Source organism: Pseudomonas sp. B15(2017) (assembly GCF_002113215.1).
In the GTDB taxonomy this organism is placed as follows: Bacteria; Pseudomonadota; Gammaproteobacteria; order Pseudomonadales; family Pseudomonadaceae; genus Aquipseudomonas.
The window spans coordinates 67710-82502 of record NZ_NEJZ01000008.1 but is presented as its reverse complement, the minus strand read 5'-3'; the positions used below and the strand labels follow the sequence as shown (position 1 = coordinate 82502).

Genomic DNA, 14793 nt, shown 5'->3' with positions numbered 1-14793 from the left:
GTTGCCAACCATCCTTGAACCCGGAGAAATCGAAGCGGCCGCCAGTTCGCCGCCGTTTCTGCACTTGCCACCGCACAACCTGTTCATGTTGCGGGCCCAGCGTCTTGAACGTTTGGCCGAAGGTCATCCGCTGGCCGACTACCTGCAGTTGATTGCCGGGCTGTGCCAAGTCCAGCAGCAGATCCTCGATGATCCGCCCTCGACCGCGTCGCTTGATGAACAGCGGCTCGAAGTCTGCCGGCAACACGGCATGCCGCCGTTCGCCGCCGACACATTGATTCGCGAGGACACCTGGCAGCTTTATCTCGAAGCTTTGCTGCAGCGTTATGTCGCCCCCGAGCAACCTGCTGTGGTCGAGGCCGTGACCACGCTGCGCCTTGCCAGCCCCGGCCAGTTGCGCGCCTGGGCCGTGGCGCTGGTCAGCGGCCAATATTCGCTGGTGCCCGCGGCGCTGGTGCCGTTTCTCGGCGCGGCGCTGCAAGCGGCGTGGAGTCATTGGCTGCTCAGCGCAGCGAATCTGCAACTGACACCCGGCGACAGCCTCAGCCAGTGCCCGGCCTGTGGTTCGCCGGCCATGGCCGGGGTGATCCGCCATCGCGGCAAGCACAACGGCCTGCGTTATCTGGTGTGTTCGCTGTGTGCCTGCGAATGGCATGTGGTGCGGGTCAAGTGCGTGTATTGCGAGCAGAGCAAGGGGCTTGAATACCTGAGTCTTGAGGATGACCGCCACGCCGCCAATCAGGCGCCGTTGCGCGCCGAAGTCTGTCCGGGCTGCAACAGCTATCTGAAGTTGCTGTATCTGGAAAACGACGGGGAGGGCGAGGCGCTGTCGGCAGATCTGGGCAGTCTGCTGCTCGACATGCGCCTGGCCCAGGACGGTTATCAGCGGCTGGCGCCGAATCTGCTGCTGGCGCCAGGAGACGAATGACGCAAGGGTCTACACTCAGGCGCATCGGTTTTTTCCGGAGTGCCTGATGTCCGTCAGTGTCTTTGCCTTGCGTTTACCTTCCATCGACAGCCTGTTGCGCCATCCCGCGTGTCAGCCATTGGCCGAGCGTTACGGGCGCGAGGCGCTGTTGACGGGGTTTCGCCAGTTGTTGGATGACTTGCGCGAAGCCGTGCTGGCGGGGCAATTGACCGCCGTTGAAATCAGCCCCGAAGCCCTGGCCGGAAGGGTTGCCGAACGTCTGGCGTTGAAGCAGCGCAGCCAGGTGCGCCGGGTGTTCAACCTGACCGGCACCGTGCTGCACACCAACCTCGGGCGCGCCTTGTTGCCCGAAGAAGCCATTGACGCGGTGCAACTCGCGGCGCGCTATCCGTTGAATCTGGAGTTCGACCTGGCCAGCGGCAAGCGCGGCGACCGCGATGACCTGATCGAAGGCCTGATCCGCGAACTGACCGGCGCCGAAGCCGTGACCGTGGTCAACAACAATGCAGCCGCCGTACTGCTGACCCTCAACAGCCTCGGCGCGCGCAAGGAAGGCATCATTTCCCGGGGCGAGTTGATCGAAATCGGCGGCGCGTTCCGCATCCCCGACATCATGAGCCGCGCCGGCGTGCGTCTGCACGAAGTCGGCACCACCAACCGCACCCATGCCCGCGACTACGAAGCCGCCATCAGCCCACGCAGCGGCCTGATCATGCGCGTGCACGCGAGCAACTACAGCATCGAAGGCTTCACCGCCCGGGTCCCGACCGCCGAACTGGCTGCGTTGGCCCATCGGCATGATCTGCCGCTGCTGGAAGATCTTGGCAGCGGCAGTCTGCTGGATCTGACTCGCTGGGGCCTGCCGGCGGAACCGACGGTGCGCCAGGCGCTGCTCGATGGCGCCGACATCGTCACCTTCAGCGGTGACAAATTGCTCGGCGGCCCGCAGGCGGGGGTGATCGTCGGGCGCAAGGAGTTGATCGCGAAGATCAAGAAGAATCCGCTGAAACGCGCGTTGCGGGTCGACAAACTGACCCTGGCCGCACTGGAAGCGGTGCTCGGTCTCTATCGCGACCCGGATCGTCTGGCCGAACGTTTACCGAGCCTGCGCCTGCTGACCCGCCCGCAAGCCGAGATTCTGGCCCAGGCCGAACGCCTGCAACCGGCCATGTCCGAATTGTTGGGCGAGGGCTGGACCGTCACCGCAGAACTTGCGCTGGGCATGATCGGCAGCGGAAGCCAACCGGTGGCACGCCTGCCGAGCGCGGCGCTGTGCCTGCGCCCGCAGGTATCGAAACGCCTGCGCGGACGTAGCCTGCTGAATCTGGAAGCCGGGTTGCGCGCCTTGCCGATCCCGGTGCTCGGGCGCATCGATGACGACGCGTTGTGGCTGGATCTGCGGCAACTCGACGATGAACCGGCGTGGCAGGCGCAACTCGGGCAATTGCAAACGTGATCATCGGCACGGCAGGGCACATCGACCACGGCAAGACGTCATTGCTGCAAGCGCTCACCGGGCAAACCGGCGACCGCCGCCCGCAGGAACGCGAACGCGGCATGACCATTGACCTCGGTTATCTGTACGCAGAACTGGCGCCGGGCGCCGGGCTGACAGGTTTCATCGACGTACCAGGTCACGAGAAATTCACCCACAACATGCTCGCTGGCGCGCAAGGCATCGATCTGGTGTTGCTGGTGGTGGCGGCGGATGACGGAGTGATGCCGCAGACCCGCGAGCATCTGGCGATTGTCGAGCTGCTGGGCATCCCCCGGGCGCTGGTAGCGATCACCAAGTGCGATCGGGTTGAAGCGGGCAGGGTGGAAGAAGTCCGCCGACAGGTTGGAAGCCTTCTGGCGTCTGGCCCCTATGCCGGGGCGCCGCTGTTGACGGTTTCCAGCGTGACGGGCGAGGGTGTCGACGCGTTGCGCCAGACGTTGCTGCAGATAGAAAGCGAAGAACGCAGTCGCGACGGTGGATTTCGTCTGGCGATCGACCGGGCGTTCAGTGTCGCCGGCGCCGGCATCGTGGTGACGGGGACGGCGCTTTCAGGCGCGGTCGCCGTGGGTGACAAACTCAGCCTCGGCCCGGCGGGCAAAACCGTGCGAGTCAGGGGACTGCACGCGCAGAATCAGGCCGCCGAGCAGGCATTCGCCGGCCAGCGCGTAGCCCTGAACATCAGCGCGGATCGTCTGGAACTTGGGCAGATTCATCGCGGCCAATGGTTGCTCGCCGAATGGCTGTACGCACCGACCCAGCGGCTGGACATCGAATTCCGGTTGTTGCCGGGCGAACGGGTTTTCCAGCATTTCCAGCCAGTGCACCTGCATCTGGGCACTCAGGACGTGATCGCCCGGGTCGCCTTGCTGGAAGGCTCGAGCCTGGCGCCCGGCGAGCGCATGTTTGCGCAACTGCTGACGAACGTCCCGGTGCACGGCGTCCACGGTGACCCGCTGATCCTGCGTGACGCCAGTGCCCAGCGAACGCTCGGCGGTGGACGCGTGCTCGATCCCTTCGCGCCAGCCCGTCAACGGCGCAGCCCGGAACGGCTGGCGCAGCTGCGCGCACTGGCGATCAACTCCGAGCTGGAACAGGCCTTGCCGACGTTGCTGGAATACAGTGAAAGCGGCCTTGATCCGCAGCGCCTGGAGCGTCAGTTCAATCGTCCGCGTGAGCGTTGGTCATTACCGGATAACGTCCGCCTGGTCGAAACCCGGCAAGGACCGATGCTGTTCAATGCACAGCGCTGGGGCATGCTCAAGTTCACCTTGCTGGAGCAACTGGCACGCTTTCATGAGCTGGAGCCCGATCAAATGGGGCCGGATCGCGACCGTCTGCGGCGCTTCAGCGGTTTGAGTGTCGAACGTGCAACGTTCATCAGCCTGCTGGAAGAACTGCTCGGCGCCGGTTCACTGGTCGCCAGCGGCCCGTGGCTGCATTTGCCCGAGCACCAGGTACGCCTGAGTGCCGACGACGAAACCCTGTGGCAGGCGCTTCAGCCATTGTTCGAGCAGAACGGTTTCGATCCGTCGTGGGTACGCGACATGGCAAAAGTCGTCGACCAGGAAGATGCGACCGTGCGTTTGCTGCTGCGCAAACTGGCGCGCCTTGGCGTGACGCATCAAGTGGTGCGCGACCTGTTTGTCACCGACATCACGTTGCGGCAAATGGCGGCGGTGTTGCTGCGCCTGGCTGAAGAAAATCCGCAAATCGAAGTCACGGCATTCCGTGATGCGCTAGGCTTGGGACGCAAACGCAGTATTCAGATCCTTGAATACTTCGATCGGCTGGGCCTGACCCGACGCGTCGGCGAAGGCCGGCAGATCCGCTTCGACAGTGCGCTGGCCAACTCTGGCGCCAGCTGAGTTCAAGGAAGGCAATCGCGCCCGGTGGCGCGGCCGGGCTTCAAACCCGGTTGGGGACGGCATCCGTTCCCGGGCAGGTTCGACTCCGGCTGCCTTCCGCCATTTTCCCTTCAAAAACCCAGCGGGTACTGGATCACCACGTAGATCCGGTCAATGTCATCACCCGCCTGGGCGCTGTTGGCCCGGTGTGAAACGTGGGACAGCTGCACTGACAAATCCTTGGCCGCGCCGGACTGGACGATGTAGCGCAGATCGATATCGCGCTCCCAGTGTTTGCCGCCGTCCCCTTGCTGTGGCTGGTATTGCCCGCTGTCCGCGTCGAACGGGTTATAAGCGCCGCCCTTGGGTGCGTGGGTGCCGTCGATGTGGCTGCCGGAAACATAACGGGTCATGAAGTTCAGCCCCGGAATGCCGAAGGCGCCGAGATCGAGGTCGTAACGCGCTTGCCAGGAGCGTTCGTGGGCACCGTTGAAGTCGGCGTATTTGATCGAGTTGGCCAGGTAGATCGAGTCGCCACCGACGAAATCGAACGGTGTGTCGCCATTGATGCGTTGCCAGCCGAGCATCACCGCATGGGCGCCAAAGGTGTATTTGCCCGAGAAACTGAACGCGGTGTTGTCGATGTCGCCGGCCAGCGCCTGACCGGTATCGCGGGTGTGGTAGACGTTGGCATCGAGCAACAGACCGGACTGTTTGAAATGCAGGTTGGCGTAGTACTGGCGCCAGGTGTCGCTCAGATCCGACGCATACAGCGCGCCACCCACCGGGCTGTCGCTGAACAGGTCGGTGCCGACGAAACTGATGCTTTCGCCTCGGGTGCTGGCACCGTAGCCCTGAAAATCGCCTTTGCCGGAAGAGCTGTCCTGGTTCTTGAATGCCGTGAAGCGCCCGGCGACAAGGCGCGCGTTTTCGATCTCGTGGCTGTCGAGCAGAAACCCCGTGGCGTATTCCGGTTGCAGCCGTTTGTCCGAGGTGTCGAACACCGGCGTTTCCACGGTCATTTCACCGAAGGCGAGGGTAGTCTTCGAGGCCTTGAGCTTCAGCGCACCGCCGGCGCTGGAATAGTCGCTTGCGCTACGGCCGTCACTGTCCACCGGCAACAGCCCCGTGCCGGAGTGCCCTTTACCGCCATCAAGTTTCAGTCCGTAAAAAGCGTGGGCATCAAGGCCTAATCCGACGGTTCCATCCGTGAAACCGGATGCAAAAGTGCCGATAAACCCCTGAGCCCATTCCTGTTTGTAGTTTTTGCCGGTGGGTGAGGGCGAGCGGTAGTCGTTGCTCAGGTAGAAGTTGCGGCTGAGCACTTCGGCCTTGGCGTCGTCGAGAAATCCGCTGGCAAATGCCGAGTCGGCCATTGCGCAATACAAGAGTGCCAGGGCAAAACGCGGTTGCATGAAAGCTTTCATGTGTCAGTGACCGGCCGTGAGGGAAGTCGCCGGATACTGAAGCAAACCGTCGTGCTGCGATTGAGCGGATGTGCTGAGTCAGCGTCCTCAGTTCACCCGGCCTTTTCGCTGTCTGGCAGGCTCGACAGGGGTGGCTCTTGATGCCTGCAGAAGACTGGCGAAGGCCGCCTTGTCGATCGGGCGACTCATGAAATAACCCTGCACTTCGTTGCATTGATCCTTGCCCAGGATGTCCAGTTGTTCCTCGGTTTCAACGCCTTCGGCAGTCACGGTCAGCCCCATCGCTTTACCCAGGCCAATGATGGCCTGGACCACCGCCCGATCATTGGCGCCGGTGCTGATGGAAGCAATGAAACGTTTGTCGATCTTGATGCCGTCGAACGGGTAGGCGCGCAGATAGCCAAGGGATGAATAACCGGTGCCGAAGTCATCCATGTTCAGGCGCACGCCCAGTTCCTTGAGCGCGTTCATGGTGGTCAACGCGCCGTCGGTGTCGTTGAGCATGACGTTCTCGGTGATTTCCAGTTCCAGTCGGCTGGCCGGGAAGCGAGTGCCGACCAGCACTTCGCGTACATCTTCGACCACATCGCTGATCGCAAACTGCGCGGGTGACAGGTTGACCGACAGCAGAATGTCCGCCGGCCAGGTCAGTGCCGTTTCACACGCTTCACGCAGGACCCAGCGGCCCAAGGGGACAATCAGGTCGGTCTGTTCGGCCAGCGGAATGAAGACATCCGGCCCGAGCAACCCTTTGACAGGGTGCTGCCAGCGCACCAATGCCTCGACCGAGACGATTTTCTTGCCATCGACCGTGTATCGGGGCTGGTAGTGCAGCACAAACTGATTGTTCGTCAGGGCGCGGCGCAGTTCATCCTCCATCTGCCGGCGCGTCTGGATCTGATCGCTCATGTGCGCTTCGAAATAGCACCAGGTGTTCTTGCCTTCGGATTTGGCCTGGTACAGCGCAATGTCCGCGCAACGGATCAGCTCGCTGGCAACGTACCCGTGACGCCGGCTCAGGGCGATTCCGACACTGGCGCCGATGTGCAACGGTTGCTGTTCGAAGAGGATGGGCTGATGCAGGCTGCCGATCAGGCGTGTGCAGAATTTGTCGATCTCCTGATGCGTGTCCATGCCGCAGAGCACCACGACGAACTCGTCACCGCCCAGACGGGCGACGATATCGTGGTCGCGCGTGCATTCGCGCAAGCGGCTGGCGACTTCTTGCAACACAGCATCGCCTGCCGGATGCCCGAGCGAATCGTTGATCGGCTTGAAGTTATCCAGGTCAATCATCAGCAGCGACAAAGGCGGGGCGTGCTCCTTGAGTAACAGGGCGTCGTCCAGATAGCGCGACAGCTTGTTGCGGTTGGGCAGGCCCGTCAGCGCGTCATGCAGGGACAAGTGCTGGATCTGCGCATGGGCGGCGACTTCATCGGTGATGTCGCTGGCCGTGCCGCGATAACCGACGACTGCCGCACCCTCCACGATGGGCCTGGCCGAGAGGCGGCAGTGGCGCTGTTGTTCCTTGCGGTCACGGTAGGTGCAGCGCAGGTCGCTGGCGTTGCTCCCGTCATCGAGTTTTTTCAGCCACAGATCCAGTGGCGTGGTGTCGCAGACCAGCAAGTGCCCGATGTGTTTGCCGATCCACTGGGCCTGCTCATAGCCGGTGACTGCACTGAACCGGGCCGACAGATAGGTGATGGCCAACGCTTCATCCACTTCCCAGATCCAGTCGGAAGCCGCTTCGGCCACCGCCCGGAAGCGCTCCTCGCTGGCTTCAAGGGCGCGGTTGGACGCCAGCAGTGCCTGATTCGAGGCCTGCATCGCTTCAAAACTGTCGTCGACGTAGCGCGAGGAACGCAGCGCATGGCGAAAGAACCACGCGGTCAGGGCCATCAACACGATCAAAGCGGGGCCGAGGGTAGGCAACAACGACCACAGCAGATGCTGGCCCGGTCGCTCCAGATCAGCAACGAGGCTGTAGCCGGTACTGTCCAGCGGGACGCGGGGCTGGCCGGGGTCGATGGTGCCATCCGGTGCCAGCTTCAGATTGTTCAGCCCGTACCCGCTGCCGATCTTGCGCAACTTGGTGGGCGTCAGCTTGTCGACGAAGACCAGCACGGAGGTTTTTTGTGGATCGCCCACCGGACGCTCATCGTTGGGAAGGATCGCCGCAGCGGTGACCAGCGCCGGCCAGCCTTCGAACAATGAATAAGTACTGACAGGCCTGGTCAGGTCCGGCTGGTTCTGCACTTGTTCCACCAGGCTGAGCGCCGGAACCTCAAGAAACTGGCGCATTTGCGCATCGAGCAATTGCCCGCGAACGACGGTGTATTTGGTGCGGTCCCGATCCAGCACGAACAGACCGTCATAGCCGTCGTTGGTAAACAGGGTCTTGCCCATGTTCTGCTCGGTGTACGCCCAATTCGTGTCGACTGTGCCGCCCAAACGTTCATACGCTGTCGTCCAGTAGGCGTAACTGCTGATGTAGTTCTTCGATGCGGTGATCCGGTTTTCCAGCGCTCGCGCCGAATAGAACCGCACGTCGTCGACGTCCTCCTCATCCAGATGAGTGGCAATACCGAGCAACGCGGCAGTTGCCGCCATCACCCCGGCAATGAACAGAGCACCCACCGCCACAGCCAGACGCCGGGTGACAGGGCCCTGAAGGTTGGGGAGTGGCGTCGAATGGCTGGAGATATCCATCTGCTCGTCCTTGATCCGGTGTCTGTTCAATCTAGAACATCTTCAGCCTGGGGATGTTCAGAAGTTGTGCCAGTCGTGTCTGACCGCTCGGACGTCCTTGACCCGAAAGCACAAGACTTCACGCTCAAAAACCGGATAATGGCGGCCAATTTGTTTAGCTCGCTATTCTGGTAACCCGCATGGAAATCAAGGTCAATTTTCTCGACAACCTCCGACTCGAAGCCAAGTTCGATGACTTCACGGTGGTGGCCGATCAACCGATCCGTTACAAGGGCGATGGCTCTGCACCGGGTCCGTTCGACTATTTCCTGGCGTCGTCGGCCTTGTGCGCGGCTTACTTCGTAAAGTTGTACTGCAGCACCCGCAATATCCCGACCGAAAACATTCGTCTGTCGCAGAACAACATTGTCGATCCGGAAAACCGCTACAACCAGATCTTCAAGATCCAGGTTGAGCTGCCGGCGGACATCTCCGAGAAGGATCGCCAGGGCATCCTGCGCTCGATCGACCGTTGCACGGTTAAAAAGGTTGTGCAGGCCGGGCCAGAGTTTGTGATCGAGGAAGTCGAGAACCTCGACGCCGATGCCCAGGCCTTGTTGATGCCGGTTGCAACGTCCGGCGCGGGCACCCGCATTGCCGGCAAGGACCTGCCGCTGGAGCAAACCATCGCCAATATGTCGGGGATTCTGGCCGACCTGGGCATGAAGATCGAAATTGCTTCGTGGCGCAACATCGTGCCCAACGTCTGGTCGCTGCACATCCGCGATGCGCAGTCGCCGATGTGCTTCACCAACGGCAAGGGCGCGACCAAAGAAAGCGCGCTGGCCTCGGCGCTGGGCGAGTTCATCGAGCGGCTGAATTGCAACTTCTTCTACAACGATCAGTTCTGGGGCGAAGAGATCGCCAATGCCGAGTTCGTGCATTACCCGGACGAGCGCTGGTTCAAGCCTGGCGCGAAAGACGAGTTGCCTGCAGAAATTCTCGACGAGTACTGCCTGGGTATTTACAACCGCGACGGCGAACTGCGCGGCTCGCACCTGTACGACACCAACTCCGGCAATACCCAGCGTGGTATTTGCTCGCTGCCGTTCGTGCGCCAGTCGGACAACGAGGTCGTGTATTTCCCGTCCAACCTGATCGAAAACCTGTTTCTCAGCAACGGCATGAGCGCCGGCAACACCCTGGCCGAAGCGCAAGTGCAGTGCCTGTCGGAAATCTTCGAGCGGGCGGTCAAGCGCGAAATCCTCGAAGGGGAAATGGCCCTGCCGGATGTACCGCAAGAGGTACTGGCGAAATACCCGGGCATCCTCGCCGGGATCAAGGCGCTGGAAGAGCAGGGCTTCCCGGTGCTGGTCAAGGACGCGTCGCTGGGTGGTGAATTCCCGGTGATGTGCGTGACGCTGATGAACCCGCGCACCGGCGGCGTGTTCGCCTCGTTCGGCGCGCACCCGAGCTTCGAAGTGGCGCTGGAACGCAGCCTCACCGAATTGCTGCAGGGCCGCAGCTTTGAAGGCCTCAACGATCTGCCGCAGCCGACCTTCTCGGGCCAGGCCGTGACCGAACCGAACAACTTCGTCGAGCACTTCATCGATTCCAGCGGCGTGGTGTCGTGGCGTTTCTTCAGCGCCAAGGCCGATTTCGAATTCGTCGAGTGGGACTTCTCCGGCAATGGCGAAAACTCCAACGCCGAAGAGGCCGCGACGCTGTTCGGCATCCTTGAAGACATGGGCAAGGAAGTCTACATGGCGGTCTACGAGCACATCGGCGCCAAGGCTTGCCGCATTCTGGTGCCGGACTACTCGGAGATCTATCCGGTAGAGGACCTGATCTGGGACAACACCAACAAAGCGCTGCAATTCCGTGCCGACATCCTCAACCTGCACAACCTGAGCAAGGTCGGCCTGCGCAATCTCGTCAAAGGCCTGGAACACAGCGAGCTGGACGATTACACCGACATCACCACGCTGATCGGCATCGAGTTCGACGACAACACGCCATGGGGCAAGTTGACCATTCTCGAACTGCGCCTGCTGATCTACCTCGCCTTGCAGAAGTACGAGCAGGCCAAGGATCTGGTCGAAGCCTTCCTGCAATACAACGACAACACCGTCGAGCGCGGCTTGTTCTATCAAGCGGTCAACGTCGTGCTGGAAATGGAGCTGGACGAGGATCTGGAGCTGGAAGACTACGAAGCCAACTTCCGCCGCATGTTCGGCGACGAGCGCATGGATGCGGCGATCGGCTCGGTCAATGGCAGCGTGCGCTTCTACGGCCTGACGCCGACCAGCATGAAGCTGGAAGGGCTGGATCGGCACCTGCGCCTGATCGAGAGCTACAAGAAATTGCACGCGGCGCGCGCCAACTGATGACTTTGATCGGTTGAACGGCCTTTTTTCGTCTGTTGCTCGCACGAAAACAAACGCCCCAACCAAGTCGGGGCGTTTGTTGCACTGGCCTTCAGTGCGTTTTCACACAGTCTGTCCGGGTGCTTTTTTTGTGGTCGCTAAACGTCGGTATCAGAGCGCGGCTTTCACCTGCAATCCAAACACCAGTGCATTGTCGATGTCCTGTCCGGAAAACGCGCCCGGCTCGATGATGTACTGCATATTCGGGCGCAGCGTCAGCCAAGGCGTGGCCTGATAGCCGTAACCGAGTTCGATCAATTGCTCGGCGCTGTCCAGGTTTGGAAACGCTGCGCCACTGTCCAGCGCCGCGTCTTGCTGCACATCACGGCTGCGCGGGTTCGGCACTGCGCGGCCGTAGCCCAGCGCCACGGTGTCACGCGGGCGGCCTTCGAACGGTTTGTACAGAACCAGCCCGGTGCCGTACCACTTGCTGAATGGCGACGCGGCTTCGCTGGCCGCCGAGTATTGGCCGAAAGCGTGCAGGCTGCGGCCTTCGGAGGCGTCCGAGGCCCAGACGGCCTGGTCGATCAGGACGTAATGGCCGCCGCGTCCGGACACTTCCTTGTCACTGCCGATGCGTTTGACGTCGGAGCTGTCGTAGTAATAACCGACCTTGTACTCGCCCGGCAGTTTGCCCGCCTTCTTGTAGACCAGTTCGATCGGCACCACGGTGCCGGTGGTGTGTTTCGGGCCCAGGTGCCAGGCACGGCTGGAATTGCCATTGCTTTGCGGGTCGACATTGAACGCGGCCACCCGCAGTTGCCAGGCCGGGGAGAGGTCGTATTTCACCCGCACACCCAGGTGGGCGTTGGGGTAGTTGGTCCAGCCGCTGCCACCGGACATGTTTAGCGGATGGCCGCAGAAACCGGCGTTCATGAAGTTGCAGAGAATGCCACTGTCGAGACCGCCGAGGTCGTTGCCCATGGCCATGTAGCCGAGTTTGACGTTCAGAGCCGGGGTAAACAGGCTGCGTTCGTAACTGAGTTCGGTCAGGCGCGTGTAGAGGCCACCGTAGTTTTCCTGGATGGGCAAACGGTTGCCGACCAGATCTTCGGAGGCACTGTTGCCGCGTCGGTCGTTGATGCTCAGCTGGATCTTCCCGGCGTTTTCGACGCCGTACAGTTTGCTCAGGTCGAACTGCGCGCCGAGCTTGATGTTTTGCGAGTAGCGCGCCGAGCGATGCAGGCCACCGTCGGCGTTGTAGGCGGTTTCGCCGGTGTAGTCGCCGGTGAACTTGATGCCGTCTTCGTCGAACTGGTGGCGCAGTCCGCCCCAGTCGCCGGTCAGTGTGTTGCGGGTAAAAACGTTCGAATCGCTATCGGCGAAAGCGGGCAGGGCAGCGCCGCAGGTGAGACCGAACAGCATGCCGGTGAATACGCCGGCGTGAGAAAAGCGAACAGCCAATGACATTGCGCAAATCCAGAGCGAAGGACATAAAACGACGCGGCACCCGAAGGCGCCGCGCACAAGTGAAATAAAGGAGGGCGCTGCGGTTTACGGCAGCGCGTACGCCATGACGTAGTCGCCGCGATCGGTGGACTGACGAGCACCACCGGCAGTGATGACCACGTATTGCTTGCCGGTTTTCGGCGACACATACGTCATCGGGCCGCCCTGGCTGCCGACCGGCAGGCGGGCTTTCCAGATTTCTTCACCGTTGCCGCTGTTGTACGCGCGCAGGTAGAAGTCCTGGGTGCCGGCGATAAAGATCAGGCCGCCCTGGGTCGACAGGGTGCCGCCGAGGGTTGGCAGACCGATCTTGATCGGCAGGTGCATGCGGATGCCCAGCGGGCCGGTGTCTTCAACGGTACCGACCGGAACTTGCCAGGCGACTTTTTGGGTTTTCATGTCGATGGCGGTCAGGGTGCCGAACGGCGGGGCCTGGCAAGGAATGCCGGCGACCGACAGGAAGCGGTTCTTGTTGACCGCGTACGGCGTACCTTTCAGCGGCACAGCGCCCATACCGGTGTTCAACGCTTCGCCACCGGAAGTTGCCTGGCCCTTGTTCTGCGACGGGATCATCTGAATCCACAGCCCCAGGCGCATGTCGTTGACGAAGATGAAGCCGTGCACCGGGTCAGTCGAGATGCTGCCCCAGTTCATGCCGCCCAGCGAGCCCGGGAAGCTCAGGGATTTGTCAGTGCCTGGCGCGGTGTACAGACCGTCGTAGCGCATCGACTTGAAATCGATCCGGCACAGCAACTGGTCGTACGGGGTTGCGCCCCACATGTCCGACTCGGTCAGGTGCTGGGCACCGATCTGCGGCATGCCTACCGATTTCGGCTGGGTTGGCGAGTAGGGTTCGTTTGGAATGTTCGACGCCTTGACCGGTACTTCTTTAACGTCGGTCAGCGGTTTGCCGGTGGCACGGTCGAGCACGTAAATCTGTCCGGCCTTGGTGCCGATCACCACCGCGGGCACGGTTTTGCCGTCTTTGGTGAAGTCGATCAGGCTTGGCTGCATCGGCAGGTCGAAGTCCCAGAGATCGTTGTGCACGGTCTGGTAGACCCACTTTTCTTCGCCGCTGTTGGCGTCCAGCGCCAGGATCGAGGCGCCGTAGGTGTGATCCAGTTTGCTGCGCTCGACCCCATAGATGTCGGTGGACGAACTGCCCATTGGCAGGAAGATTGTGTTGGTTGCCGGGTCATAGGACATCGGCGCCCAGCTGTTCGGCGTGCTGCGAACATAGGTTTTGCCATCGGCCGGTGCCTTTTTATCCTGCGGATTGCCCGGGTCGAACGCCCAGCGCATGGCACCGGTCATCACGTCGAAACCACGGATCACGCCGCCCGGCATGTCGGTCTGCACGTTGTCGGCCACACGACCGCCAACCACCACGGTGGTGCCGGCCATCAGCGGCGCGGATGACAATTGATAGTAGCTGTCGGGCACATCGCCCAGACCGGCCTTCAGATCAACCTGGCCGTTGTTGCCGAAACCCTGGCAGAACTCGCCGGTGTCGGCATCGACTGCGATCAGGCGGGCGTCGATGGTGTTGGTCAGCAAACGACGGGTGCAGTTGGCAGCAGAAGCGGCCGGGGGCTCGGTGACAGGCGAACCGGCCGGTTTGGCGACGGCTGCGCTGGCATCGAAGTAGGCCATGCCACGGCAACGCTGCCAGACTTTGGACTGAGCGTTGATCGCGTTTTTCCAGAGTTCTTTACCGGTGTCGGCATCCAGCGCGATCAAGTTGTTGTGCGGGGTGCAGATGAAGACTTTGTTGCCGATCTGCAGTGGAGTCAGCTGGTCTTCGGCCCCGTTGCCGTCGCTTTCGGCGATGTCGCCGGTGTGGTAGGTCCACGCGACTTTCAATTTGTCGACGTTGCTGCGATTGATCTGGTCCAGCGCAGCGAAGCGACTGCCGCCCTCGGTATTACCGTAGTGCGCCCAGTCTTTCTGCGCCTTTTCCGGCTCCACTGGCGTCAGGCCCGGGCCAGTACCGGTAGGCGCGACGGTCGGGTGCGTAACGAACATGTTGCCCGCGGCCACCGCCAGTCCAACCGCCAGAACAGCCGCAACACCGTAAGCACCGCGACCCGCGACGCCGCCATCGGCGCGTTTGAGCATCGGGTAGACCAGCGCGACCACCAGGCCCACGGCGCTGAACATGAACAGACGCGAGAACACCGGCCAGAACACCAGCCCTGCATCGATCACTGCCCAGATCGCCGTCCCCAGCAGGAACGCCGCAAACAGCCAGGCGCCGGCAGGCTTGCGGCGGGCGATCAGCAGACCGGAAACGGCCATCGCCAGACCGCCGACCAGGAAGTACCAAGAGCCTCCCAGGCTGACCAATTTCACACCGCCAGCGGCCAGTGCCAGGCCGAGCAGGGCGATGATCACGCCCAGCCCGACCAGAATGAATGTTGATATGCCCGAGAGGCGTTGACTCTGCTTCACGTTGAATGTCCCGTTGAAATGAGGGGGGCATTATATAGTTAGGTAACTACCTAGTTAAATCACTAATTCAGAATGAAGTGTA

Annotated in this window: 8 protein-coding genes and 1 tRNA gene; 5 read left to right on the top strand and 4 right to left on the bottom strand. The window is 61.7% G+C overall.

The genetic code is table 11. The features are described 5' to 3' along the window. The first annotated feature begins 1 nt into the window (after position 1). From fdhE to CAF73_RS13810, 4 genes are all read left to right on the top strand, one after another. On the top strand, positions 2–928 hold the full coding sequence (fdhE, locus tag CAF73_RS13825) for a formate dehydrogenase accessory protein FdhE (RefSeq protein WP_085696183.1): 927 nt from the start codon (positions 2–4) through the stop codon (positions 926–928). Between the two features lie 46 nt (positions 929–974). After that, entirely contained in the window at positions 975–2384 is a 1410-nt protein-coding gene (selA, locus tag CAF73_RS13820; RefSeq protein WP_085702987.1) for an L-seryl-tRNA(Sec) selenium transferase, read from the top strand. Further along, entirely contained in the window at positions 2381–4291 is a 1911-nt protein-coding gene (gene selB / locus CAF73_RS13815; RefSeq protein ID WP_085702986.1) for a selenocysteine-specific translation elongation factor, read from the top strand. Before selA ends, selB begins: the two co-directional genes overlap by 4 nt. Before the next feature lie 6 nt (positions 4292–4297). Beyond that, positions 4298–4393 (top strand) — tRNA-Sec (locus tag CAF73_RS13810). An 8-nt stretch (positions 4394–4401) separates the two neighbouring features. Here CAF73_RS13810 and CAF73_RS13805 read toward each other — a convergent pair. Both CAF73_RS13805 and CAF73_RS13800 read right to left on the bottom strand, forming a co-directional pair. Beyond that, the gene (locus CAF73_RS13805; protein ID WP_256574690.1) at positions 4402–5685 is read right to left on the bottom strand and encodes an OprD family porin; all 1284 of its coding nucleotides are present in this window, start codon (positions 5683–5685) and stop codon (positions 4402–4404) included. 99 nt (positions 5686–5784) lie between these two features. Continuing rightward, complete coding sequence (locus tag CAF73_RS13800; protein ID WP_085696179.1) at positions 5785–8406, bottom strand: EAL domain-containing protein; 2622 nt, start codon at positions 8404–8406, stop codon at positions 5785–5787. 179 nt (positions 8407–8585) lie between these two features. Between CAF73_RS13800 and CAF73_RS13795 the strand changes: the two genes are divergently transcribed. After that, complete coding sequence (locus tag CAF73_RS13795) at positions 8586–10772, top strand: OsmC domain/YcaO domain-containing protein (protein ID WP_085702984.1); 2187 nt, start codon at positions 8586–8588, stop codon at positions 10770–10772. A 150-nt stretch (positions 10773–10922) separates the two neighbouring features. Here the strand turns inward: CAF73_RS13795 and CAF73_RS13790 are convergent, their stop codons facing one another. Both CAF73_RS13790 and CAF73_RS13785 read right to left on the bottom strand, forming a co-directional pair. Next, on the bottom strand, positions 10923–12221 hold the full coding sequence (locus CAF73_RS13790; protein ID WP_085702983.1) for a carbohydrate porin: 1299 nt from the start codon (positions 12219–12221) through the stop codon (positions 10923–10925). A gap of 84 nt (positions 12222–12305) precedes the next feature. Beyond that, entirely contained in the window at positions 12306–14711 is a 2406-nt protein-coding gene (locus CAF73_RS13785) for a glucose/quinate/shikimate family membrane-bound PQQ-dependent dehydrogenase (RefSeq protein WP_085702982.1), read from the bottom strand. Positions 14712–14793 lie beyond the last annotated feature (82 nt).